Origin of the sequence: Achromobacter pestifer, from assembly GCF_902859625.1 — a bacterium.
GTDB classification, from domain to species: domain Bacteria; phylum Pseudomonadota; class Gammaproteobacteria; order Burkholderiales; family Burkholderiaceae_B; genus Achromobacter; species Achromobacter pestifer.
This window is the reverse complement of sequence record NZ_CADIJX010000005.1, coordinates 198,809-223,405: the sequence shown is the minus strand read 5'-3', so window position 1 is coordinate 223,405 and position 24,597 is coordinate 198,809. Positions and strand designations below refer to the sequence as shown.

The 24,597-nt window shown below is 63.0% G+C and carries 25 protein-coding genes; 11 read left to right on the top strand and 14 right to left on the bottom strand.

Features of this window, described 5'->3' with window-relative positions; genetic code table 11:
• The first annotated feature begins 87 nt into the window (after positions 1-87).
• The 3 genes from HV753_RS20195 to ftsB all read left to right on the top strand — a co-directional run bounded on the left by HV753_RS20195 (position 88) and on the right by ftsB (position 2,166).
• A complete protein-coding gene (locus HV753_RS20195; RefSeq protein ID WP_175176377.1) occupies positions 88-372 on the top strand; it encodes a DUF1330 domain-containing protein in 285 nt (94 codons plus the stop codon).
• A gap of 4 nt (positions 373-376) precedes the next feature.
• Entirely contained in the window at positions 377-1,663 is a 1,287-nt protein-coding gene (gene eno / locus HV753_RS20190) for a phosphopyruvate hydratase (RefSeq protein WP_175176376.1), read from the top strand.
• 71 nt (positions 1,664-1,734) lie between these two features.
• On the top strand, positions 1,735-2,166 hold the full coding sequence (gene ftsB / locus HV753_RS20185) for a cell division protein FtsB (RefSeq protein ID WP_175176375.1): 432 nt from the start codon (positions 1,735-1,737) through the stop codon (positions 2,164-2,166).
• Between the two features lie 7 nt (positions 2,167-2,173).
• On the opposite strand, the gene HV753_RS20180 is transcribed toward ftsB, so the two are convergent.
• The 14 genes from HV753_RS20180 to HV753_RS20115 form a co-directional block, all read right to left on the bottom strand.
• Positions 2,174-2,905, bottom strand: a complete 732-nt coding sequence (locus tag HV753_RS20180; protein WP_175176374.1) for a TadE/TadG family type IV pilus assembly protein — start codon at positions 2,903-2,905, stop codon at positions 2,174-2,176.
• A gap of 89 nt (positions 2,906-2,994) precedes the next feature.
• Positions 2,995-3,924, bottom strand: coding sequence for an Hsp33 family molecular chaperone HslO (gene hslO / locus HV753_RS20175; RefSeq protein WP_175176373.1), 930 nt, complete (start codon positions 3,922-3,924; stop codon positions 2,995-2,997).
• Positions 3,925-3,997: 73 nt separating this feature from the next.
• Entirely contained in the window at positions 3,998-4,519 is a 522-nt protein-coding gene (locus tag HV753_RS20170) for a gamma carbonic anhydrase family protein (RefSeq protein WP_175176372.1), read from the bottom strand.
• 4 nt (positions 4,520-4,523) lie between these two features.
• Complete coding sequence (locus HV753_RS20165) at positions 4,524-6,263, bottom strand: acetate--CoA ligase (protein ID WP_175176371.1); 1,740 nt, start codon at positions 6,261-6,263, stop codon at positions 4,524-4,526.
• A 129-nt stretch (positions 6,264-6,392) separates the two neighbouring features.
• Positions 6,393-7,265 (bottom strand): UDP-2,3-diacylglucosamine diphosphatase, encoded by an 873-nt coding sequence (locus HV753_RS20160; RefSeq protein WP_175176370.1) that lies wholly within the window; start codon positions 7,263-7,265, stop codon positions 6,393-6,395.
• 104 nt (positions 7,266-7,369) lie between these two features.
• Positions 7,370-8,278: a DUF2167 domain-containing protein gene (locus HV753_RS20155; protein ID WP_175176369.1), complete on the bottom strand. Its 909-nt coding sequence runs from the start codon at positions 8,276-8,278 to the stop codon at positions 7,370-7,372.
• A gap of 129 nt (positions 8,279-8,407) precedes the next feature.
• Entirely contained in the window at positions 8,408-8,923 is a 516-nt protein-coding gene (locus tag HV753_RS20150) for an RDD family protein (protein ID WP_175176368.1), read from the bottom strand.
• A 198-nt stretch (positions 8,924-9,121) separates the two neighbouring features.
• Positions 9,122-9,310: a hypothetical protein gene (locus HV753_RS20145; RefSeq protein ID WP_035212795.1), complete on the bottom strand. Its 189-nt coding sequence runs from the start codon at positions 9,308-9,310 to the stop codon at positions 9,122-9,124.
• Between the two features lie 258 nt (positions 9,311-9,568).
• Positions 9,569-11,260 (bottom strand): THUMP domain-containing class I SAM-dependent RNA methyltransferase, encoded by a 1,692-nt coding sequence (locus HV753_RS20140; protein WP_425485916.1) that lies wholly within the window; start codon positions 11,258-11,260, stop codon positions 9,569-9,571.
• A 181-nt stretch (positions 11,261-11,441) separates the two neighbouring features.
• Positions 11,442-11,870 carry a CopD family protein gene (locus HV753_RS20135; protein ID WP_175176366.1) on the bottom strand — a complete coding sequence of 143 codons (429 nt, stop codon included), beginning with the start codon at positions 11,868-11,870 and terminating at the stop codon, positions 11,442-11,444.
• Positions 11,871-12,275: 405 nt separating this feature from the next.
• Positions 12,276-13,727, bottom strand: coding sequence for a bifunctional 2-methylcitrate dehydratase/aconitate hydratase (locus HV753_RS20130; protein ID WP_175176365.1), 1,452 nt, complete (start codon positions 13,725-13,727; stop codon positions 12,276-12,278).
• Positions 13,728-13,799: 72 nt separating this feature from the next.
• Positions 13,800-14,993, bottom strand: coding sequence for a bifunctional 2-methylcitrate synthase/citrate synthase (gene prpC, locus HV753_RS20125; RefSeq protein ID WP_175176364.1), 1,194 nt, complete (start codon positions 14,991-14,993; stop codon positions 13,800-13,802).
• A 94-nt stretch (positions 14,994-15,087) separates the two neighbouring features.
• Entirely contained in the window at positions 15,088-15,978 is an 891-nt protein-coding gene (prpB, locus tag HV753_RS20120; protein WP_054423906.1) for a methylisocitrate lyase, read from the bottom strand.
• A gap of 169 nt (positions 15,979-16,147) precedes the next feature.
• Complete coding sequence (locus tag HV753_RS20115) at positions 16,148-17,137, bottom strand: malate dehydrogenase (RefSeq protein ID WP_175176363.1); 990 nt, start codon at positions 17,135-17,137, stop codon at positions 16,148-16,150.
• 381 nt (positions 17,138-17,518) lie between these two features.
• Between HV753_RS20115 and HV753_RS20110 the strand changes: the two genes are divergently transcribed.
• The 8 genes from HV753_RS20110 (at position 17,519) to HV753_RS20075 (ending at position 24,548) form a co-directional block, all read left to right on the top strand.
• Complete coding sequence (locus HV753_RS20110; RefSeq protein WP_050449837.1) at positions 17,519-18,298, top strand: GntR family transcriptional regulator; 780 nt, start codon at positions 17,519-17,521, stop codon at positions 18,296-18,298.
• Between the two features lie 121 nt (positions 18,299-18,419).
• Positions 18,420-18,833 carry a succinate dehydrogenase, cytochrome b556 subunit gene (gene sdhC / locus HV753_RS20105; protein WP_175176362.1) on the top strand — a complete coding sequence of 138 codons (414 nt, stop codon included), beginning with the start codon at positions 18,420-18,422 and terminating at the stop codon, positions 18,831-18,833.
• Entirely contained in the window at positions 18,834-19,217 is a 384-nt protein-coding gene (gene sdhD / locus HV753_RS20100; RefSeq protein ID WP_175176361.1) for a succinate dehydrogenase, hydrophobic membrane anchor protein, read from the top strand.
• A gap of 3 nt (positions 19,218-19,220) precedes the next feature.
• Positions 19,221-20,999 carry a succinate dehydrogenase flavoprotein subunit gene (gene sdhA, locus HV753_RS20095; RefSeq protein ID WP_175176360.1) on the top strand — a complete coding sequence of 593 codons (1,779 nt, stop codon included), beginning with the start codon at positions 19,221-19,223 and terminating at the stop codon, positions 20,997-20,999.
• A gap of 18 nt (positions 21,000-21,017) precedes the next feature.
• Positions 21,018-21,734 (top strand): succinate dehydrogenase iron-sulfur subunit, encoded by a 717-nt coding sequence (locus tag HV753_RS20090; RefSeq protein WP_175176359.1) that lies wholly within the window; start codon positions 21,018-21,020, stop codon positions 21,732-21,734.
• Positions 21,735-21,771: 37 nt separating this feature from the next.
• A complete protein-coding gene (locus tag HV753_RS20085) occupies positions 21,772-22,032 on the top strand; it encodes a succinate dehydrogenase assembly factor 2 (protein ID WP_046802661.1) in 261 nt (86 codons plus the stop codon).
• Positions 22,033-22,052: 20 nt separating this feature from the next.
• Entirely contained in the window at positions 22,053-23,363 is a 1,311-nt protein-coding gene (locus HV753_RS20080) for a citrate synthase (protein ID WP_175176358.1), read from the top strand.
• A 72-nt stretch (positions 23,364-23,435) separates the two neighbouring features.
• The gene (locus HV753_RS20075; protein ID WP_175176357.1) at positions 23,436-24,548 is read left to right on the top strand and encodes a hypothetical protein; all 1,113 of its coding nucleotides are present in this window, start codon (positions 23,436-23,438) and stop codon (positions 24,546-24,548) included.
• The last annotated feature ends 49 nt before the right edge of the window (positions 24,549-24,597 follow it).

Here is a 24,597-nt window from a genome sequence, read left to right as displayed (position 1 = left end):
CCTTGCGCGACACTGGCGGCGTTGCCGTATCCGGCGCCATGTGTCCGGCATAGATACCAACCAACGCAACTGCTCCGAAGGAACCCCATGAGTGCTTACCTCATCGCCGACGTCACCGTGACCAAGCCCGCGCAATACGAGGATTACAAGCGTCTGTCCACGCTCGCCATGCGCGCGTATGACGCCAAGATCCTGGTGCGTGGCGGCGAATCCAAGCACCTTGAGGGCCGTGAACCTGGCCGCACCGTCGTCATGGAGTTTCCGTCCTTGACCGCCGCCCAGGCCTTCTACGACTCCTGGCAGTACCGCCGTGCCCGCAACGCCCGTGAGGGCGCGGCCGTCATGAATATGTTTATCGTTCAGGGAATGTAAAGTCATGAGTGCAATCGTCGATATCATCGGCCGCGAGATTCTGGATTCGCGCGGCAACCCGACCGTGGAATGCGATGTGCTGCTGGAGTCCGGCGCCATGGGTCGCGCATCCGTGCCGTCCGGCGCCTCCACCGGCGCCCGCGAAGCCATCGAGCTGCGCGACGGCGACAAGAGCCGTTACTTGGGCAAGGGCGTGCTGCGCGCCGTTGAGAACCTGAATACGGAAATCTCCGAAGCCTTGATGGGCCTGGATGCCCAGGAACAGACCTTCGTCGATCGCACCCTGATCGAACTGGACGGCACCGAATCCAAGGAACGCCTGGGCGCCAACGCGATCCTGGCGGCCAGCATGGCCGTGGCTCGCGCCGCCGCCGACGAATCGGGCCTGTCGCTCTACCGCTATTTCGGCGGCAGCGGCCCCATGAGCATGCCCGTGCCGATGATGAACGTCATCAACGGCGGCGCGCACGCCAACAACACCCTCGACCTGCAAGAATTGATGATTCTGCCGGTTGGCGCAGGCAGCTTCCGCGAAGCCATGCGTTGGGGCGCTGAAGTCTTCCACATGCTGAAGAAGCTGATCCACGGCCAGGGCATGTCCACGGCTGTGGGCGACGAGGGCGGCTTTGCCCCCAACGTGCCCAGCCATGAAGCCGCCATCCAATTGATCCTGAAGGCCATCACCGAAGCCGGCTACGAGCCGGGCACGCAGATCGCCCTGGGTCTGGATTGCGCCAGCTCGGAGTTCTACCGCGACGGCAAGTACACGCTGGCCGGCGAAGGCGGCATCTCGCTGTCCTCGCAGGAATTCACCAATCTGCTGGCCACCTGGTGCGACAAGTACCCGATCATCTCCATCGAAGACGGCATGGCCGAAAACGACTGGGACGGTTGGAAGCTCTTGACCGACCAATTGGGCAAGAAGGTGCAACTGGTGGGCGACGACCTGTTCGTCACCAACACCAAGATCCTGCGTGAAGGCATCCAGAAGGGCGTCGCCAACTCGATCCTGATCAAGATCAACCAGATCGGCACGCTGACCGAAACCTTCGCCGCCATCGAAATGGCCAAGCGCGCCGGCTACACCGCCGTCGTGTCGCACCGTTCGGGCGAAACCGAGGATTCGACCATCGCCGACATCGCCGTGGCGACCAACGCGATGCAGATCAAGACGGGTTCGCTGTCCCGTTCGGATCGCATGGCCAAGTACAACCAGCTCCTGCGTATCGAGGAAGAGCTGGCCGAAGTGGCGTCGTATCCTGGCCTGGAAGCTTTCTACAACCTGCGTTGATGGGAAGCGCGGCCACGGCGCTTGGCGCCGTGGCCGCATCCGCGCCACGACTGCTCTGAGGGTTCTCGCGTATGCGCCTGTTGTTCCTGGTGCTGTTCGTGCTGGTAGGCTTGATCCAATACCCGCTGTGGCTGGGTAAGGGCGGCTGGTTCAAGGTCTGGGATCTGCAACGCCAAGTGGCGGAGCAACGCGAGACCAATGAAGGCCTGCGCGCGCGCAATGCGGCGCTGGAGGCTGAAGTGCGCGATCTTGAAGGTGGCACTGGCGCCATCGAAGAGCGCGCTCGCGGTGAACTTGGCATGATGCGCGAGGGTGAAGTGTTCGTTCACATTCTGCCGCAGAACACGCAACCGCCCGCTGCGGGTGCGTCGTTGACAACCGACCCCGCACCGGCAATTTCCACGCGCGCCAGCGCACCGGCTGCCAAGCCTCCCGCCAACCGGGCCGCCACGCCCGCGCCCAAGCCCGCCAATCCGGCAGGCAACGCCACGCCCCGGCACTGAGGTTTTCTCAGCCGCAGTGGGCGTCACGGCATGCGCCGTACACCACGCCCGCCGGGTAGGGCCTCTTGGCCGCCCAATCGGCCGGGTGCGAGTGCATCTCCATTTCCAGTTCCACCCGAATCGGCAGCAAGCCTTGCGTCCGGGCCACGCCCGCGTAGCTGGCGTCGTCGCGTCCCAGTAGCGACAGCAGCGCGCGCATGGGCGGCCAGAGCGGTTCATGCAGGTAGGTCAGGCGCAATTGCAATGTATTGGCATCGAAGATGCTTGATCCCCCTGGTGGGGCGGGCCGGCGCGCATGCTGCAAATCCTGATAGTCATTGTCGATCAGGCGCAAGCCCGGCGCGGCCGCTACCGTCAGGCCGGGGCGGGCGTGTTCGCGGAACGCACGGGCGTCAGGCCGCAGCACCTCGATGCGCCATGGGGTCAGGCCTGTCAGCGTGGTCACCTTGTCCTGAACCTGCAACTGCCGGCGCCGAGCAGCGGCTTCGCCTCCTGCGCCTGCATGCAGCGGTAGCAAGCCCTGCTGAAAAGCCTGCCGCATGCGGGTGGGATTGCCATGACTGGTCGCGCCTGCACGGGCGGCTTCGATCAGCGCCAAATGCGTCATCTGGCGCACGGCCTGCCAGCGGGCGGCTTCAATTCCCAGCATGCCCAGCAGCATCACAAAGGCGCCCGCCACGGCAAATTCGATGGCGGCAGCGCCATGCTGTCGGGGCAGGGCAAAGAAAAAGGCGGTCATGGCTGCGCAGTGTGGCGCGGGCATGCCCGCCTGTCGATGCGGACAATCCGAAGGGATGAAAGCGTCCCGGCGCGCGGGACGCCAGGAAATCAGTGCACCGTCGGAGGGGTGTCGTCCGCGGGGGGCTGGTTCGGTGCGAACAGCGACGCGCAGTCCACGGCATCGAACTTGTAGGGCTTGCCGCAGAAATCGCAGGACACGTCCACCTGGCCGCGTTCGGCCAGGACGCTGTTGACTTCCTCTTCACCCAACGACCGCAGCATGCTGGCTACGCGCTCGCGGGTGCAAGGGCAATGCCAGCTCACCGTCACCGGATCAAACGCTATCAGGGTGTCTTCCCAGAACAGGCGGTGGATCAGGGTGTCGATCTCGGCTTCCAGCAGTTCCTCACGCTTGAGGGTGCTGGCCAGCGCGTTGGTGCGGTCCCAGGTCTCGGCGGCGGTCTGCTCGGTCAGCAGCGGCGCGTCCGTGCCGCCATGGAACGGCAGGCGCTGGATCAGCATGCCGGCGGCGCGGTCTGCATCGGCTGCCAGCCACAGGCGGGTGTCCAGTTGTTCGGACGCTTTCATGTAGTGTTGCAAGGCTTCGGCCACCGTTTCGCCTTCCAGCGGCACGATGCCCTGGTAGGCTTGCTGGCCCGGCAGCTTGCGCTGCGGATCCAGCACCACGATGAAACGGCCGTTGCCGCCCGGGTTCAACAGGCTTTGCATGGTGCCGTCGGTGGGCACCTCATGGTCTTCGCGCACTTTGACGGTGGCACGCAGGCTCAGGTCGGAACGGCATTCCACCACCAGCAGGGCGATGGGGCCGTCGCCCTGGATCTGCAACACCAGCGAACCCTCGAACTTGATGTTGGCGGCAAGCAGGGTGGACGCGGCCACCAGTTCGCCCAACAGGTGGGTGATGGCGGGCGGGTAGTCATGGTTGGCCTGGACGGCCTTCCAGGTCGAATCCAGGCGCACCGACTGAATGCGGACGCTGCGGTCTTCGGTAAGGTATTTTTTGAGCTGATCGGTCATAGCGGAATGTTAGCCGATCAGGCGCCAGATTCCCCCTGCTGGCAGCAGGGGGTTCGGCGGCTCCCGGGGGCGCTCAGGCCAGCCGTTTCAGGGCTGTCTTGTAATGTTGGCCCCGCGCCACGTAATGGGCGGTATTTTTGTGCAGATTGGCGATTTCCTCTTCCGAGAGTTCGCGCACGATCTTGCCGATGCCGATCACGAGCGAGTTGTCGGGAATGACCCGATCCTCGGGGATGATCGCGCCCGCGCCGATCAGGCAATTGCGCCCGATGACCGCGTTGTTCAGCACGATGGCCTGCATGCCGACCAAGGCGCCTTCATGGATGGTACAGCCGTGCAGCATGGCCTGATGGCCAACCGTCACGTTCGGGCCGATCGTCATGGGACAGCCGCTGTCCACGTGCAGCACGCTGGATTCCTGGATGTTGGTGCCACGGCGGATCAGAATCGCGTCGTTATCGCCCCGGATCGACACGTGCGACCAAATGCTGACACCTGCCTCCAGCGTGACATTGCCGATGATGTCGGCGCTGTCGGCCACGTAGGCGGCAGGGTCGATGTGGGGGATCAGGTCGTCCAGCTGGTAAATGGGCATTGCCTCAGGTCTCCGGTTGTTTTTCGGGGTCGCCGTGGGCCTCGTCCACCACCACGGTCACCACGGGGGCGATGTCGGCTGGCGGGGCGATGGCCCGGGCGCGCTCCTCTTCACGCAGGCGCAGGATGCGGCGCTGGATCTTACCGGTCGTGGTCATGGGCAATTCATCGACGAATTCGATCTCCTTCGGGTATTCGTAGGGCGCCAGGCGCTCGCGGACATGTTCCTGGAGATTCTCGATGACGTCCGAGCGGTCGCGATGGGCGAACTCCGGCGTCAGCACCACATAGGCCTTGACCAGCGCGCCGCGTTCGGCGTCCGGCTTGGGCACCACTGCGGCGTTGGCCACGGCAGGATGCCCGATCAGGCAGCTTTCGATTTCCCCGGGACCAATCCGGTAGCCCGCCGATTTGAATACGTCATCGGCACGGCCGGCATACCAAAGGTAGCCGTCGGCGTCCAACCTGGCCAAGTCACCCGTCAAGCACCAGTCACCCTTGAATTTGGCCTGGGTGGCGGCTTCGTTGCGCCAATAACCCAGGAACATCACGGGGTCGGGGAAGCCGTGGATATCCAGGCGGTTGACGGCGATCTCGCCGGTTTCGCCGGCGGCGACAGGCTGGCCGTCGTCGTTCAGCACCGCGACCTGATGGCCGGGGTAGGGGCGGCCCATGCTACCGGGCCGGGCGGGCCAGCGCTTTTGGCTGTTGCCCACGACATAATTCATTTCCGTCTGGCCGAACATTTCGTTGGGCGTCACGCCCAGCGCTGTCTGGCACCATTCAAAGACGGTTTCGCCCACGCTTTCGCCTGCACTCATGAGGGAGCGCAGGGCCAGTTGATAGCGATGGCGGGGTTCGGGTACCGCCTTCATCATCATCTTCAGGGCGGTGGGGAACAGGAAGGTGTTGGTGACCTGATAGCGCTCCAGCAGTTCGAACGCACGCTCGACGGAAAAGCGCCCGCGCGTGCCCACGATGGGATGCCCGAAATACAGGGTAGGTAGCAGCGCGTCCATGATGCCGCCGGTCCAGGCCCAGTCGGCCGGTGACCAGAAGACGTCGGCGGGCTTGGGGAACCAGTCCTGCGAAGCCACGAAGCCCGGCAAGTTGCCAATCAACACGCTGTGCGGCAGCAACGCGCCCTTGGGCGCACCGGTGGTGCCGGAGGTATACAGCAGGATGGCGGGGTCGGACGAGCGCGTCGGGATGGCCTTGAATTCGCTGGGTTGGCGGGCCAGCAGGCTGCGCCAGGGCAGCACGCGCTCATCGGCAAAACCGATGCCGATGATCTGCTGTAGGTTGGGGCAGTTGTCGCTGACGGCCAGCAGATTGGCGCTGGAGGCGTGGTCCACGATGGCGACTCGGGTTTCGGAGTCGCGCAGACGGCTTTCCAGGGCCTCGGGGCCGAATAAGGCGGACAGGGGCAGCACCACGCCGCCAACCGTGTAGATGGCCATGTGGGCGACGACGGTTTCGGGGCGTTGCCCCAAAACGACACCGACCCGATCGCCGCGGCCCACACCCATTTTCACCAGCCCGTTGGCTAGCTGATTGACGGCCTCAGCCAGTCGGGCGTAGGTCCAGACCTCGCGGTTGCCGGACTCATCTTCGTAGTAGATGGCAATGCGCCGCGCATCCGGACTACTGGATGCCCAGCGATGGCAGCACGCATCCGCAATGTTGAACTGAGTGGGTACCAGCCAGCGGAAGGATTGGTAGAGCGCCTGATATTGGTCGTTCATGGCCCTATGTTGTAAGCATGTTGCAGCTGCGTGAACGGGCCAACTCGCCCGTTGCCTCAGATGCAAGCATGACCTAGAGGGCCGTGAACTGCAATATCCCCGTTGCGTAATGGGGACGCATACGGGTTATCACGGGTGTTTGCTTTGACGGCGCAACGCGGACGGCAGGGCGGGCAAGGACAGCGAACGCGGGGGGCGGGCAGCGGGGTCCGCCTGCCTTTCGGCCTGGATGGCGGCCCAGTCCAGCAGCTGGAGCTGGCCGTCATGGGTTTCCGCCAGGGCGGACAGGCTTTCCACCCAATCGCCATCGTTGCAGTAGAGGATGCCGCCCACGTCGCGCAGTTCGGCCTTGTGGATATGGCCGCAGACCACGCCGTCCAGACCGCGGCGGCGAGCCTCGCCCGCCAGCGCCTCTTCAAAGTCCGTAATGAAGGACACCGCGTTCTTGACCTTGTGCTTCAGGTATTGCGACAGCGACCAGTAGTGCATCCCCAAGCGGTGGCGCAGCCGGTTGAAGTGGTGGTTGATCCAGAGCGCCAACTGGTACAGCCCGTCGCCCAGGTGGGCGAGCCATCGGCTGTGCTGGATCACGCCATCGAATTGGTCGCCGTGCAGCACCAGCAGGCGCAGGCCCTTGGCCGTGACGTGGACGTCTTCATCCAGGATTTCAATATCGCCGAACGCATAGCCCGCGAATTCGCGGGCGAATTCGTCATGGTTGCCGGGGATGAAGACCACCCGCGTGCCATTGCGCGCCTTGCGCAGGATGCGCTGGATGACGTCGTTGTGTGCCCGGGGCCAGTGCCAATGCTTGCGCAGCTGCCAGCCGTCCACGATATCGCCCACCAAGTACAAGGTGTCCGAATCGTTATGGTCCAGGAAATCGAGCAGGAATTCCGCTTTGCACCCGGCAGTGCCCAGGTGAATATCGGAAATCCAGAGAGCACGCCAGTGCGCGGGTCGGATTTCGTTCACGGTCGCTTCCCTATGGGCTGTCGTCATGCCTCAGAATGAAATCATTCGGCGATGACGGGCGTATGAAGAATCCGTGACGCTGTTGTGACGGTCAGGCGGCGCCGTGTGGCGCCGCCGTCACGAGGAGTGCTTCAGGGTTGTTGCGGGTCGGCCTTCTTGCCGCGCAGGCGCTTCCACAATCCACCCCCCAGGGCGGCCGCGGCCAGGATGCCGACCTTGGCAAACTTGGCCAGGAAGGCGGCGATGACGGCGAACAGCCCCAACTTCTTGGCGGCCACGCCGGCCACCAGCGCGGCCAATCCGTATTCCGCCACCTTGTCGGTCGACGAGTTGAAGTCCGCGTAGCGCTTGCCGTCCACGTAGTTCAGGTTGTCCAGCAGCGCCAGCACGGCGGTCTTGTCCTTGGGCACCAGGCTTTGCTGGGTGATCAGGTCCAGCGTGATGTAGCCGTCACGGCCCAGCGCGTAGGTGTTGTAGTTGACGGTGGGGTCTTCTTCCGCGCCGGCGCCTTTATGCTTGGCCGCCACCGACCAGACCAGGCGCTGCGAGTTGCTGTCGTACTTGGGCGCCTCGACCCAGCTGTCCACGGTCAGTTCAGGAAAGCCGCGCTTCTTGCGTTCCTCATTGGACTGTTCGGTGCCTTCGCGCAGGCTGTCCAGCAGTTCCTTGACGTCCCAGTTCTTGGCGTCGTCGTCCTTGATGTAGCCGGCTTTGTCGAAGTTGACGGTGATGACCCAGTCTTCCTCGTCGCTCTTGGGCATCACGACACCCAGCAGCGAGGAGTCCTTGCCGTTGCCATAGGCTTGCATCAGCCGTTCGGCCTGGAAGCGCGGGACGAAGAACATGTTCTGAGGCAGATGCACGACCGCCTGCTCGCCCAGTTTCACATCGGCCGGCCCCTGCTGGGCGGCGGCAAAAGCGGCTTTCGTTGCGGATTCGATTTCCTGCTGAGCCGATGCATTTTGGGCCGAAGCGCCCATGGGCAGGAAGAACAGCGCGCTGGCGGTAGCCAGCGACAGTCGGGAAAGGAAAGCGCGCATGATGAGTCCGGAGGCGTCTGTTTAAAGGGGCCTCATTGTCTTTGCGGGCGACTTTCAACTTTCTGAAAGCATGCGGCTAATTCGCCGCATGGTTTTGCTGGTTGTAATTGTTTGTGTGGGGCGGCGGCCTTATCGCGCTTTTTGACGCTGCGGCGCATTGCGCAGCCGAGTTCCCAGGATGCGGTCATGCAGGAATTGACCGTCGGCGTCGAACCAGGACCAGATGAAGATCGTGAAGGGCGCGGCGACGATGAACATGTCCATTGAGGGCCAGCCGGTCAGGCTGGCGGCGCCCCACACCACGGCGGCACCGGCCAGCACCAGGGGCCAGACCAGCACGTAGCGCAGGATCAGGCGGAAGGTTGCTGGGGTGTTGCCGTCGCGATCGACCAGCCGGATGTTCCAGGTCTTCATGGGTAGCGTCTGGCCGCGGCGGCGCCAGCACAACACGAAATACGCCCCGATCGCGATAAACAGCCAGGCTTGCCGGGCCGGCCGAAGTTCCAGCGCATTCTTGCTCTGGGTCAGCGTATCCAGCAGATAGCCCGCCAGGAACACCACGCCGAACAGCAGCACGGCTTCGTACATCATGCAGGCGAACCGGCGTAGCCGATTGGGGGTCTGGTCTAGGGAGGGCGAGTTCATGGGTCGCTATTATCCGATAAAGGCGCCCGTTGGCGAGGGGGTATCCTCCCGGCGTTCTGATGGATCCGCCGGTTCCGTTGCGATGCATTAAGTCCGGACGAAAAAAAACCCGCCGGTAAGGGCGGGTCTATAAAAGGGGCTATGCAGCCCCCAAGGGGAAAATCGTTCGGGCCTTAGCGCTTAAGGCCCAGCCTGTCTTTAGGCAGCGGAGTGCGCGTTCTTGGCGCTCGTCTTGCCAGCCAGGGCCTTCACGCCGTGGGCCAGCTTACGCAGGCCGGCGGCCAACGCCCGCATCGGGTGCGGACGGAATTGTTCTTCAATAGCCTGGAGCATCAGTTGGCGCTCGAGTTCGTCGGTCAGGCGGATGGTGTTGTTCGGGTTGATCACAATAGCCTCCACGGGCTTGCACAGTTGTTTGCTACTAGGGATAACCCGAATTATAGGGTTTACCCTGAAACTGTGCAAGAGGGAGGTGCAAGCAAGTGCAACTTGGCAACACCTTGGTGCTGATAATGCCCCAAAACCGCGCGCCGGGGCACCATAAGCAAAGATACGCACGCCATGTTGCGGCGCTTTTACAACGCGCCAAGCGGTGCAGAAAGGGGCGGGCGCCCGGGGCGGAAACGTCGCCCGGGCGCCGTGCGATCAGGCGTCGCGATAGCCAGCGGCGACCAGTTCAAAGCCGAACAGGCGGCAGTCCAGTGCGCCGTTGTACAGGGGCACACGGCGTTTGGGCTTCAGGCGCATCTGGTTGGGCAAGGTCATGTCGCTGGTGATGACGTGCAACTGCCAGCCGGCGAAATTGTGCTTCAGGCAAGTGGCCCAATCGCGCCATAGGTCCGCGTCCTGCTCGGTCAGCATGCGCTCACCGTAGGGCGGGTTGGTGACGATCCAGCCATGGTCGGCGGGCGCCGAGATCTGGCGGGCGTCGCCCACTTCAAAGCGAATGGAATCGGCCGTCAACCAAGCGCGCTCGGCGTTGTTCTGGGCGAATTCAATCGCTTGCGGGTCCAGGTCGTAGCCGATCAGCGGCGCGTCCAGTTGCGGCAGGATGCGCGAACGGGCGTCGTCCTTCAGGTCGCGCCAACGATAGGCGTCATGGTCACGCAGTCGCTCGAATCCGAACGGGCGCGAGATGCCCGGAGGCACGCCCAAGGCGATCCAGGCCGCCTCGATCAGGATCGTGCCCGAACCGCAGAACGGATCCAGCAAGGGCGCCGCCGGGTCCCAGCCCGCCAGGGCCAGCATACCGGCCGCCAGATTCTCGCGCAGCGGGGCTTCCCCCTTGTCCAGGCGCCAGCCGCGCTTGAACAGCGATTCGCCCGACGTGTCCAGATACAGGGTGGCGGTATGGCCCGTCAGGAACAGGTGGACGCGCGCGTCCGGCCGCACCGTGTCAATGCTGGGGCGTTCGCCTTCCAGTTCGCGCAGGCGGTCACAAATGCCGTCCTTGGCGCGCAGGTTGCAATACTGAAGGCTTTGCACCGGGCTCTTGATGGCCGAGGTGTCCACGCGCAGCGTTTGCTCGGCGCCGAACCAGCGTTCCCAGGGGGTGTCGCGGGCCAGGTCCAGGATGTCGTCTTCGTGCGAGATCTCGGCATGCGCCACTTGCACCAGGATGCGGGTGGCCAGACGCGAATACAGGTTGGCGCGCTGCACGCCGGCCCAATCGGCCGTGAACGAGCAGCCGGCGCGGCCAGCCTTGGCGTCGTCATAGCCCAGGGCCTGCATTTCCGCCGTCAGGGCCTCTTCCAGGCCTTGCGGGCAGGGGGCGAATACCGTGAACACTTCCGCCTGCCGTGGCTCACGCGGACGGCGGCCATGCGTTTCGACGTGGTGCGTGCGTTCGCGGGAATAGTGGCGTTCTTCCGCCGCGTGCGGTTCGGGCTGCTGAGCGTGTTCCGGCTCGGTCATGAACTCGGGCGCGGGGCCGTCGTCCTCGAACGGATCGTAGAAGCGGCCCGCCGGCGTGGCCGGGGCGATGTACTGGTCGTCACGCAGGCGCGGGGCGCGTTGCGCTGGACGTCCCGGGCGCGAGCTCGGCGCGGCATCGCGACGGGAGTCGTCGGAACGGCTGCGAGCGGGGGCGCCACGGTTGGAGGGGCCGCGGTCGGAAGGGCTGCGATCAGTCGGGCTGCGTCCACCCGCGCTGCGATCAGCCGGGCTGCGGTCAGCCGCGCCACGACTCGGGCCTCGGCTGGGCTGGCCGCGATCATACTGGCCACGCTCCGGCGAGCCGCCGCGAGGCGCCTGGCCGCGTGCGCCCGCACCGGGCTTGCGGCGTGCCTCTTCTTCTTGGCGGCGTTGATAGCCTTCCGGGTCTTTCTGGCGTTCCACGCTGTCTTTGGTGCGTGAAATCTGGGCGACCAGCCGGGCGCGGGCGCCCGTGCGGGTGCGCTTGGGCGCTTCTTCGGCGTGGGCGTCACGCGCCGTTTTTTTGATCGTCAGCGTCTTGCGCGGACGGTCCTGTTCATCAGAGGACATACGAATCCTGGCGAATGTGCAAAGGTAGGGGGAATCAGAAGGGTTTGACGACGACCAGCGCCACCACCACCAAGAGCAGCAAGACGGGAACTTCGTTGAACCAGCGATAGAACTTGTGCGAACGGGTATTTTTGCCCTGTTCAAATTTGCGCAGCATCAAGCCACAGGCGTGATGGTAGCCGATGACGAGCAGGACGAAAAAGAGTTTGGCGTGCATCCAGCCATTGCCCGGGCCCACGCCGATGCCATAACCCAGGTACAGCCACATGCCGAACACGATGGCGACCACGGCCAGGATGGTGGTGAAACGGTACAGCCGGCGAGCCATGCCCAGCAGCGTCGCCTGAACCGAAGCGTCCGTTTGCTGCGCCAGGTTCACGAAAATGCGCGGCAGATAGAACAAGCCGGCAAACCAGGAAGCGATAAAGACAATATGAAAGGTCTTGACCCAAAGCATGGCCATGATGGCACGATCCGATCGAGGAAAGCCGCATTGTAAGGCCGGCGTTGGGGGACGGATTGGATGGATGGGTTGAGGCGGGGTTGGAACGGACTGAATTGGGGCGGGATGATCGTAGGATGGGTGTAGCGCGAGAGATTGGAGCCAAGAACACCGGAACTGAACGCGCGCAACCCATCATGCCGCGCTAGCACCACGCCACGCTCCCATCACGCCACGCTCCCATCACGCCGCGCTCCCATCATGCCGCGCTAGCATTATGCCGTGCTCGCACCACGCTGCGCTCGCATCATGGCTGCTTTCGTTAAGAAATCACCGCTGCTTGATGGGTTGCGCGCGCTTGAGATTGGCGTTCTTGGCTCCAATCTCTCGCGCTACACCCATCCTACGGGTCCGCGTGGTCCAGCGTCAGATCACGTACATGTCCATGTATTCGTGTACCGGCATGGCTTCCAGCGTCTTCTGGTCCAGCGACACCGCCAGGATGCGGCGCTGTTGCTTGGCCGGGAACATGCGGGCCAGGTTGGTGCGGAATTTGGCTTCCAGCAGCGGGATGCCTTCCTGGCGGCGGCGCTTGTGGCCGATGGGGTATTCGCACACGATCTCGTCCAGCCGCGAGCCGTCGTTGAACTCCACGGTCAGCGCGTTGGCGATGGAACGCTTGTCCGGGTCGTGATAGTCCCGGGTGTAGGCCGGGTCTTCCACGCAGACGATCTTGTCGCGCAGTACATCGATGCGCGGATCGCGGGCAATCTCGTCCTCGTAATCGCCCGCCGTCAGCCGGCCAAACAGCACGGGCACGGCCACCATGTACTGGATGCAGTGATCGCGGTCGGCCGGGTTGTTCAGCGGGCCCTTCTTGTCGATGATGCGGATGCAGGCCTCGTGCGTGCGGATCGTGATGGCCTTGATGTCGTCCGCGCTCTTGCCCAGGCCGCGTAGGCGGTCGTGAATCTCCATGGCGCATTCCACGGCGGTCTGCGAATGGAATTCGGCCGGGAACGAAATCTTGAACAGCACGTTCTCCATCACATAGCTGCCATAAGGCCGCTGGAACGTGAACGGCTTGCCCTTGAAGAGCACGTCGTAAAAGCCCCAGGTCTTGGCGGTCAGCACGGACGGATAGCCCATTTCACCCGTCTTTGCGATCAGCGCCAGGCGCACGGCGCGGCTGGTGGCATCGCCCGCGGCCCAGCTCTTCCGGCTGCCGGTATTGGGGGCGTGGCGATAGGTGCGCAGGCTCTGGCCGTCCACCCAGGCCAGGGAGACGGCGTTGATCACTTCATCGCGGTCCAGACCCAGCATCTGCGCCACGACGGCGGTCGACGCCACCTTGACCAGCACGACGTGATCCAGGCCAACCTTGTTGAAGGAGTTCTCCAGCGCGATGCAGCCCTGGATCTCATGCGCCTTGATCATGCCGGTCAGCACGTCGCGCATGGTCAGTGGCGGCTTGCCGGCCGCAACCGCGGTACGCGAAAGCCAGTCGGCGGTGGCAAGGATGCCGCCCAGGTTGTCGGACGGGTGGCCCCATTCGGCGGCCAGCCACGTATCGTTGAAATCCAGCCAGCGGATGATCGTGCCGATGTTGAACGCGGCCTGGACAGGGTCCAGCTGGAACGACGTGCCGGGCACCTTGGCGCCGTTGGGCACCACCGTGCCCGGCACGACCGGCCCCAGCAATTTCCTGCACGCCGGGTACTCCAGCGCTTCCAGGCCGCAGCCCAGTGTGTCGATCAGGCAGTTGCGGGCGGTTTCATACGCCAGGCCGCTCTTGATTTCATAGTTCAGAACGTAGTCCGCGATATCGACCAGTACCTGGTCGGGATCGGGACGCACGTTGGAGATCGGGGCAGACATAGCGGTACCTCTCCATAAAATGAATACAGGTGGCCATGCTGCGCCCTTGCTCTCGGTTGACGTGTGCGTGGCTTACTTGCGCTTCTCGATCGGCACGAACTTCTGATCTTCCGGACCCACGTAGTTGGCGGTGGGGCGAATGATCTTGTTGTCGATGCGTTGCTCGATGACGTGGGCCGACCAGCCCGCGGTGCGCGCAATGACGAACAGCGGGGTGAACATGGCGGTGGGCACGCCCATCATGTGATAGCTGACCGCCGAGAACCAGTCCAGGTTGGGGAACATCTTCTTGATGTCCCACATGACCGTTTCCAGACGCTCGGCAATGTCGAACATCTTGGTGGTGCCGGCCTTCTTGGACAGCTTCTTGGCCACGTCCTTGATGACCTTGTTGCGCGGGTCGGACACGGTGTAGACCGGGTGGCCAAAGCCAATGATGACTTCCTTGGCCTCGACGCGGCGGCGGATGTCGGCTTCGGCTTCGTCCGGCGTGTCATAGCGCTTCTGCACTTCAAACGCCACTTCGTTGGCGCCGCCGTGCTTGGGGCCGCGCAGCGCGCCGATGCCGCCAGCGATGGACGAGTACATGTCCGAACCCGTGCCGGCAATGACGCGGGCGGTGAACGTGGACGCATTGAATTCATGCTCGGCGTACAGGTTCAAGGAGATATGCATCGCCTTGACCCATTCGTCGCTGGGCTTCTCGCCGTGCAGCAGGTGCAGGAAGTGCCCGCCGATGCTGTCGTCGTCCGTCTGCACGTCGATGACGCGGCCGTTGTGGCTGAAGTGATACCAATACAGCAGCGCCGAGCCCAGGTTGGCCATCAGGCGGTCGGCGATATCGCGGGCGCCCGGGGTGTTGTGGTCGTCTTTCTCGGGCAGCACGCAGCCCAGCACGGACACGGCAGTGCGCATCACGTCCATCGGGTGGCTGGCGGCGGGCAGAGCTTCCAGCGCGATTTGCAACTGGGCCGGCAGGCCGCGCAGGCCACGCAGCTTCTGCTTGTAGGCGGCCAGTTCGGCTTTGGTGGGCAGCTTGCCATGGACCAGCAGGTGGGCGATTTCCTCGAACTCGCTGGTGTGGGCGATGTCCAGGATGTCGTAGCCGCGGTAGTGCAGGTCGTTGCCGCTGCGGCCGACCGTGCATAGCGCGGTGTTGCCCGCGACCACGCCCGACAGGGCAACGGATTTCTTCGGCTTGAAACCGGCTTTCTCTTCCGGCTTGGCGTCTGGTGTGGCTGCTTGCTTCTTGGGAGCCGTGCTCATGTCTCTACTCCTTTCCTTTCGCGATTGACGATATGGGGGGAAGCTTGGCGCCCCGGGGATGGCCGTGGCGCCGGATACAAAAGGCGTTGCGGTCTTACGCTTTGCCCTTTTGGAAGAGCGCATCCAGTTTGGATTCAAATTCGTGGTAACCGATGCGGTCGTACAGTTCTTCGCGCGTCTGCATCAGGTCCACCACGTTTTTCTGGTGGCCATCGCGGCGGATGGCGGTATAGACGGCCTCGGCGGCCTTGTTCATGGCGCGGAAGGCTGACAGCGGATAGAGCACCATGCCCACGCCCACGCTCTTGAGTTCCTCGACCGTGAACAGCGGCGTCTTGCCGAATTCGGTGATGTTGGCCAGGACGGGCACCTTGACGGCCTTGACGAAGCGGTCGTAGGTGGGCAGGTCGTAGGCGGCCTCGGCGAAGATGGCGTCGGCGCCAGCTTCCACGCAGGCCAGTGCGCGCTCGATGGCGGCGTCCACGCCGTGCGAGGCGATGGCATCGGTACGGGCGATCAGGTAGAAATCGCTGTCGGTGCGTGCATCAGCCGCGGCCTTCACGCGGTCGGCCATTTCCTCGGTGGTGACGATTTCCTTGCCGGGGCGATGGCCACAACGCTTGGCGCCAACCTGGTCTTCGATATGGCAGGCGGCAGCGCCGAACTTGATCAGGCTCTTGACGGTGCGGCCGATGTTGAACGCCGACGGGCCGAAGCCGGTGTCGATATCCACCACCAGCGGCACGTCGCACACGTCGGTGATGCGGCGCACGTCGGTCAGGACGTCGTCCATCGTGTTGATGCCCAGGTCGGGCAGGCCCAGGGAGCCAGCCGCGACGCCGCCGCCTGACAGGTAGATGGCGCGGTAGCCGGCACGCTTGGCCAGCAAGGCGTGGTTTGCGTTGATGGCGCCAATGATCTGTAGCGGGCTTTCTTCAGCGAGGGCGCGACGGAAGAGGGCGCCGGGCGATTCGGGTCTGGACATGGAAGTCTCCGTTTTTATGGCTAGCCCACGACCTTAGCGCGGGTCCGGAATATAAATCTGTCCCCTACGCGACAATCGCGGCGGCAGGGCACAAGAGACAGGTTTATGTTTCGGTGTTGCTTAGGAATTGGGCCCGCGTCAGCGGGCCCAATTCTGATTCAAGCGCTGCTTACTTCAGCAGGTCCTTGACGCCGTCGCGCTCTTCCAGGAGCTCTTTCAGCGTGAAGTCCAGGCGCTCGCGCGAGAAGGCGTCGATTTCCAGGCCTTCGATGCGCTTGTATTCGCCGTTTTCGGTCGTGACCGGCACGCCGTAGATGATGCCTTCCGGGATGCCATAGGAGCCGTCCGACGGGATGCCCATCGTGACCCACTTGCCATTGCTGCCCAGGACCCAGTCACGGACGTGGTCGATGGCGGCGTTGGCGGCCGAAGCGGCCGAGGACAGGCCACGGGCTTCAATGATGGCGGCGCCGCGCTTGCCCACGGTCGGGATGAACGTGTCGCGGTTCCAGGCGTCGTCGTTGATCAGCTTGGCGAGCGATTCGCCGCCGACGGTGGCGAAGCGGAAGTCGGGGTACATCGTGGGCGAGTGGTTGCCCCACACGACCAGCTTTTCAATCGCGGCGACCGGCTTGCCCGACTTGGCGGACAGTTGCGACAGGGCACGGTTGTGATCCAGGCGCAGCATGGCGGTGAAGTTCTTGGCCGGCAGATCCGGCGCCGACTTCATGGCGATGTAGGCATTGGTGTTGGCGGGGTTGCCGACGACCAGGACCTTGACGTTGCGGCTGGCCACGTCGTTCAGGGCCTTGCCCTGCGCGGTGAAGATCTGGGCGTTGACGGACAGCAGGTCCTTGCGCTCCATGCCGGGGCCGCGCGGACGGGCGCCAACCAGCAGGGCCACGTCGGCGTCCTTGAAGGCGGTGCGCGGATCGCTGTGAGCGGTCACTTCCTGCAGCAGCGGGAAGGCGCAGTCATCCAATTCCATGATGACGCCCTTCAGGGCCTTTTGCGCTTTCTCGTCGGGAATTTCCAGCAGTTGCAGGATGACGGGTTGATCTTTACCCAGCATTTCGCCGGAGGCGATGCGGAATAGCAGTGCGTAACCGATTTGGCCGGCGGCGCCGGTGACGGCGACACGCAAGGCAGGCTTGGACATGGACGTTCTCCGTAATGGTTTGGCGAGAAAAATCTCACCAATCAGTGTAATCGTTGGGCGTCAAAACAAAGGCCCCCATGCCGCGCCCGCTATCGCGGGTTTGCTGCCCTCCCGAGGGGGCTTTTTTGACTGGGGGCGCGGGGCCCTGACAGCCGTGAATCCTAGAACGATTTCGGGGGTGCGTCAAACGCTCTTCTATCTTATATAAGACATAAGACGTTGGACAGCTTTCCTCTCAATATGCCACAATAGAGTGTTTATTCCGAATGCGTTGCAGCACAGTCCGCTGTGCCTTTGCCGGCGCATTTTGGATATGGGTCTGCATCCTTTTTGCGTTGCCCTCCCATCATCCGGATGAACATGACACTTTCAAGAAGATCCATGGCAGAGCCTCGGCCCGAAACCTCCTTACGCACTCGCGCCGCCCGTTCAACGGGCGAGGGGGCCGCTTTCAGTCCGCTCTACCGCCAAATCAAGGATCTGCTTGTCCAAAGCCTTGAACGCGGCGAATGGAAGCCCGGTGAACTCATCCCCAGCGAAATCGATCTGGCCGCCCGTTTTCAGGTGAGCCAGGGCACGGTGCGCAAGGCGGTTGACGAGTTGGCCGCCGAGCACATGCTGCTGCGTCGCCAAGGCAAGGGCACCTTTGTTGCCACCCACCACGAAGCCCGCGTGCGTTACCGCTTCCTGCGCCTGGCCGCCGACGAAGAAGGCGAAGCCGGCCGCGCGGAAAGCCGCATCCTGGAATGCCGGCGCCTGCGAGCCCCCGCCGAGATCGCGCGCGCCCTGGATCTCCGGGCGGGCGAAACCGTCGTGATGATCCGGCGCCTGCTGTCCATGGGGCAGACACCCACCGTCGTGGACGACATCTGGCTGCCCGGTTCCATTTTCCGCGGACTGACCCTGGAGCTGCTGACCGCCAACAAGGCGCCGCTCTATGGTCTGTTTGAATCCGAGTTCGGCGTCAGCATGGTGCGCGCGGACGAAAAGCTGCGCGCGGTGATCGCGCCGGCCGAAGTCTGTCCGCTGCTTAATGTTCCCGCCGGCACGCCGTTGTTGCAGGTGGATCGGGTGTCTTACACCTATGGTGACCGCCCCATGGAAATTCGCCGGGGTTTGTACTTGACCGATCGATACCACTACCGCAATAGTCTGAATTGATGAGCTTTTTAACTACGATTTGATACCAACCCAATCTCTGGGCGAAAATAGCGTGTTTGCCCGAAAGGGCCACGGCACTTTCGCCGTCACGATTCCCTAGTTCTGAAACACCGAGGCCGTCATGTCCGACACCGCTGCCAAGCCACGTCCGCAGTTTCGCAATATTGGCATTGCGCAACTTGCCAGCTACCGCCTGCCCCTGGCCGGCAAGCTGTCCATCCTGCACCGCGTTAGCGGCATCTTGCTGTTCTTCTGTTTGCCCTTGGTCATCCTGCCGCTGTTCGCAGCCAGCGTGGCCGCGCCGCAAACGTTCGCAGCCGTTGCCGCCTACGCGGGTAATCCGATCGTCAAGCTTGTCTTCCTGGTCCTGATCTGGGGCTACCTGCATCACTTCTGTGCCGGCATCCGCTATCTGCTGCTGGACCTGCACATTGGTATCGACAAGCTGTCGGCCAAGAAAAGCGCCGGCGTGGTGTTCGGTGTCAGCCTGGCGCTGACGCTGGTGTTTGCCCTGAAACTGTTCGGAGTGCTGTAAATGGCCGCCGCTAAAAACTACGGACCCAAGCGCCTGGTCGTCGGCGCCCATTATGGCGTCATGGATTTCATCATTCAGCGCATCACCGCCGTCATCATGGCCGTGTACACGCTGGTGCTGCTTATCGGCATCCTGATGATGCCTGCCTTCACGTACGAACATTGGACCTCGCTGTTCAATTTCTACGTGGGCGTTCTTCCGGTTGGCCAGATCCTGGCCACCCTTGCATTCATTGCGTTGGCCTGGCATGCCTGGATTGGCGTGCGCGACATCTGGATGGACTACGTCAAGTCGGTGGGCCTGCGCCTGCTGCTGCAAGTGCTGACGATCCTCTGGCTGGTCGGTTCGGTCGTTTACTTCGCGCAAATCCTCTGGAGCATCTAAGCCGTGGTCTCTGTCATGAAATCCTTGCCGCGCCGCCAGTTTGATGTGGTGGTCGTTGGCGCCGGCGGAGCCGGCATGCGTTGTTCGCTGCAACTGTCCCAAGCGGGCCTGTCGGTTGCCGTGTTGTCCAAGGTGTTCCCCACGCGCTCGCACACCGTTGCCGCGCAAGGCGGCGTGAGCGCCTCCCTGGGCAACATGAGTGAAGACAACTGGTACTGGCACATGTACGACACCGTCAAGGGGTCGGATTGGCTGGGCGACCAGGACGCCATCGAATTCATGTGCCGTGAAGCGCCGAACGCCGTGTACGAGCTCGAGCACTTCGGCATGCCGTTTGACCGCAACCCCGACGGCACGATCTACCAGCGTCCGTTTGGCGGCCACACCGCCAACTTCGGTGAAAAGCCGGTGCAGCGCGCCTGTGCCGCTGCTGACCGTACGGGCCATGCGCTGCTGCATACCCTGTACCAGCGCAACGTTGCCGCACGCACCCAGTTCTTCGTCGAATGGATGGCGCTGGACTTGCTGCGCAACGAAGCTGGCGACGTCGTTGGCGTGACCGCCCTGGAAATGGAAACGGGCGAGATCTACATCCTGGAAGCCAAGACCACGGTGCTGGCCACCGGTGGCGCGGGCCGCATCTGGGCCGCTTCCACCAACGCCTTCATCAACACCGGTGACGGCCTGGGCATGGCGGCGCGCGCGGGCATCCCGCTGCAAGACATGGAATTCTGGCAATTCCACCCGACCGGCGTGGCCGGCGCCGGCGTGCTGATCACGGAAGGCGTGCGTGGCGAAGGCGGCATCCTGCTGAACAAGGATGGCGAACGCTTCATGGAGCGCTATGCGCCCACGCTGAAGGATCTGGCCCCGCGTGACTTCGTGTCCCGTTCGATGGACCAGGAAATCAAGGAAGGCCGCGGTTGTGGCCCGGACGGCAGCTATGTCGTTCTGAAGCTGGACCACCTGGGCGCCGACGTCATCAACAAGCGTCTGCCCTCGATTCGCGAAATCGCGATCAAGTTCGGCAACGTCGACCCGATCAAGGAACCGATCCCCGTCGTTCCGACCATCCACTATCAGATGGGCGGCATTCCGGCCAACTACCACGGTCAAGTGCTGTCGCGCGTGAACGGCGAGAACCAGGTCGTCAACGGCCTGTACGCCATCGGCGAATGCGCCGCGGTGTCGGTGCACGGCGCCAACCGCCTGGGCACGAACTCGCTGCTGGACCTGATTGTGTTCGGCCGCGCCACGGGCAACCACATCGTCAATTCGCACCCGGAGCGCCAGCGCGCGCACCAGGACCTGCCGCAGCAGGCTGTCGAGTTCTCGCTGGATCGCGTGAACAAGCTGGAATCGCGCACCTCGGGCGAAAAGACGCAAGACATCGGCAATGCCATCCGCTTCTCGATGCAGCGCCATTGCGGTGTGTTCCGCACGCTGGAACTGCTGAACGAAGGCGTGACGCAGATCGAGGATATTGCCAAGCAAGCCGACAATATCTACTTCAAGGACAAGTCCAAGGTGTTCAACACCGCGCGCGTCGAAGCGCTGGAATTGGCCAACATGACCGAAGTGGCCCGTGCCACGATCAAGTCGGCCGCCGCCCGCACGGAAAGCCGCGGCGCGCATGCGTTGGATGACCATCCGACCCGTGACGACGAAAATTGGCTGAAGCACACGCTGTGGTACTCCGAAGGCAGCCGCCTGGATTACAAGCCTGTGCAGATGAAGCCTTTGACGGTTGATTCCTTCCCGCCCAAGGCGCGTACCTTCTAAGTCCGGATAGAGCCCATTATGAGCACCAAGAGAATCGTCAAGTTCGAAATCTACCGCTACGATCCGGACAAGGACGAGCGCCCGTACATGCAGAAGCTGGACGTCGAACTCCAGCCCACCGACAAGATGCTGCTTGATGCGCTGGTGCGCATCAAGAATGACGTCGATGACAGCCTGGCCCTGCGCCGCTCGTGCCGTGAAGGCGTGTGCGGTTCGGACGCCATGAACATCAACGGCAAGAACGGTCTGGCCTGCACGACGAACCTGCGCGAATTGAAGCAACCCATCGTTCTGCGTCCGCTGCCGGGCCTGCCCGTCATCCGCGACCTGATCGTGGACATGACGCACTTCTTCAACCAGTACCACTCGATCCGTCCGTACCTCATCAACGATACGCCGCCGCCCGAAAAAGAGCGTCTGCAATCGCCCGAGGCGCGCGAAGAGCTGGATGGTCTGTACGAGTGCATCCTGTGCGCGTGCTGTTCCACTTCCTGCCCGTCGTTCTGGTGGAATCCGGACAAGTTCGTCGGCCCGGCCGGCCTGCTGCAAGCCTACCGCTTCATCGCCGACAGCCGCGACGAAGCCACGGGCGAGCGTCTGGATAACCTGGATGATCCGTACCGTCTGTTCCGTTGCCACACCATCATGAATTGCGTCGACGTCTGTCCCAAGGGATTGAACCCGACCAAGGCGATCGGCAAGATCAAGGAACTGATGGTTCGCCGCACGGTCTAGTTTCTAGTGTGAGTATTTTTGTATTTATGGTGTAACGATGAGCAGGCTAACTGAACTGGAGCGGGCGCGTCTGCGTTGGCGGGCGCGCCGCGGCCTGCTCGAAAACGACTTGATCATCACTCGGTATCTTGACGCCTACGAGGCTGAACTTACCGATGATGATGTGGCCGCATTGACCCAGCTGTTCGAGATGGGAGACAACGACCTTCTCGACCTGCTGCTGGCCCGCAAGGAACTCGAAGGTGAGCTGGATACACCCAGGCTTCGGGGCATTATTGGCCAGATGCGCGCACTCTGATTAATGTGAGAGGAATGAACATGAACCTGTCTGACAAAAAAGCCACTCTATCCTTCTCGGATGGCAGCGCACCCATTGAGTTCCCTGTCTACAAGGGCACGGTCGGTCCGGATGTGATCGACATCCGCAAGCTGTATGGCCAGACGGGCATGTTTACGTTTGACCCGGGCTTCATGTCCACCGCGGCTTGCGAGTCGGCCATCACGTACATCGACGGCGACAAGGGCGAACTGCTGTATCGCGGCTTCCCCATCGAGCAGTTGGCCGTCAATTGCGACTTCATGGACATCTGCTACCTGATCCTGAACGGCGATCTGCCGAACCAGGAACAGAAGGCCGATTTCGATTCGCAAGTGACCCATCACACGATGGTCAACGAGCAACTGCACTTCTTCCTGCGTGGCTTCCGCCGCGACGCCCACCCGATGGCCGTGCTGACGGGTCTGGTTGGCGCGCTGTCCGCCTTCTATCACGACTCCACCGACATCACGAACCCGCAGCATCGCCACATTTCGGCGATCCGCCTGATCGCCAAGATGCCGACGCTGGTCGCGATGGCGTACAAGTACTCGCAAGGCCAACCGTTCATCTATCCGCAGAACGATCTGTCCTACACGGGCAACTTCCTGCGCATGATGTTCGCCACGCCGTGCGAAGACTACAAGGTCAATGAAGTCGTCGAGCGCGCGCTTGACCGCATCTTCATCCTGCATGCCGACCACGAGCAAAATGCGTCGACGTCGACGGTTCGCCTGTGCGGCTCGTCGGGCACCAACCCGTTTGCCGCCATTTCGGCTGGCGTGGCTTGCCTGTGGGGTCCGGCTCACGGCGGCGCCAACGAAGCTTGCCTGCAAATGCTGGAAGAGCTGCAAGCCAACGGCGGCATCGACAAGGTCGGTGAGTTCATGGAGAAGGTCAAGGACAAGAACTCGGGCGTGCGCCTGATGGGCTTTGGCCACCGCGTCTACAAGAACTACGACCCGCGCGCCAAGCTGATGCAAGAAACGTGCAAGGAAGTGCTCTCGGCCCTGGGCCTGGAAAACGACCCGCTGTTCAAGCTGGCCATGGAACTGGAACGCATCGCCTTGTCGGATCCGTACTTCGTCCAGCGCAAGCTGTACCCGAACGTGGACTTCTACTCGGGTATCGTCCAGCGCGCCATTGGCATCCCGACCTCGCTGTTCACGGCCATCTTCGCGCTGGCCCGCACGGTGGGCTGGATCGCCCAGTGGAACGAAATGCTGTCGGACCCCGATTACAAGATCGGCCGCCCGCGCCAGCTGTTCACGGGTTCGGTCACCCGCGACGTGCCCCCGATGGACAAGCGTTAATCCGCTTTCCGCTTCGGCCAGGAACCGCCTTCGGGCGGTTTTTTATTGCCTGCCGCGGATATCATTACTGGCATGATTCCCGTCTCGTTTCCATCCCCCAGTTTCTTCATCCTGCTGACCATCGGCTTTTTCGCCGGCCTTGCGTTGCTCGGCTGGGCCGTGGTGCTGGTCGCAAGCGCCGGGCATCGGCGTACGGTGCGCAAGCACTGGAAGAAATCCGCCGCGCTGTTCGTGGTGCTGGCCATTCCGTGCGCGTTCTATGTATTTGTGCATACCGCCATCTGGCAGATCGAACGCGAAAGCGAACGAGTCCAGGCGGCGCGCCGCGTCACGCTGGAGGCGCCGCAGACGGTGGCCGGCACCTTGATGCCGGCCGGCACGCGCCTGGAACTTCAGGTTGAGGGGGATCTGGACACCTATGTCGCGGCGGAATTTCCGCAGCCGGTGCCTATCTTCGATGTTCCGGCCTTGCGGGTGCGCCGGTTTCTGGGCATCGATTACGACACCGAAACGTACACGCTGATCGGCCGGTATCCGCGCGACGTGACCGTGACCGGGCAGGGCGATCAAGCGGTGCTGGGCTGGCAGTGCGACGCCACCCATGACATCGAGTTCGACATGAACCGTGACGGCACCATGAAGGGCCTGAGTCAATGCCGTCTGGGCAGCGGCAACCGGGCTGCGGGGCTGGACATCCCGCGCGGGTCGATCCTGTATGGATCGGATGGCACGGTGTACACGGACGGCGCAACCGACCCGGACCGCTGGCGAGTGGAAGTGAAAGCCCCCGTTGCGATCAAGGTGCTGGGCCTGATGGTGAGCGAACCGCGCCTCTATCTGGATGCCGAGCGCCAGTTGGTGCGCGTCAGCGACACCGAATTGGCCTGCGCGCTACGGCTGGGCGGCCTGCACTATCCCGCCGGCACGCATTTGCAGACCATGCGTCGAGGGCAGGGCGCGCAGCGGGAAGCGATTCCGGGTGTTTATGTGTTCAGCCCCTGGAACGGCCTGGCGGCCCGGCGCGACGGCCACGAGGACGTGCCCGAGGGCATGTCGGTGATCCAGGCGTTCGATGGCACGGTGGATCGCATCGTGAAGAATGAAGCCGTGGGCGTGTTCCATTTCGCCACCTTCACCGTCGACGACAAGGAGCCAGAGCCGCCCACGCGGGCGAGCTGCCCTTAGCGGCCGGCCTCATGGCGGGGCATTAATGAATTCTTAAAGCCTGGGCCCG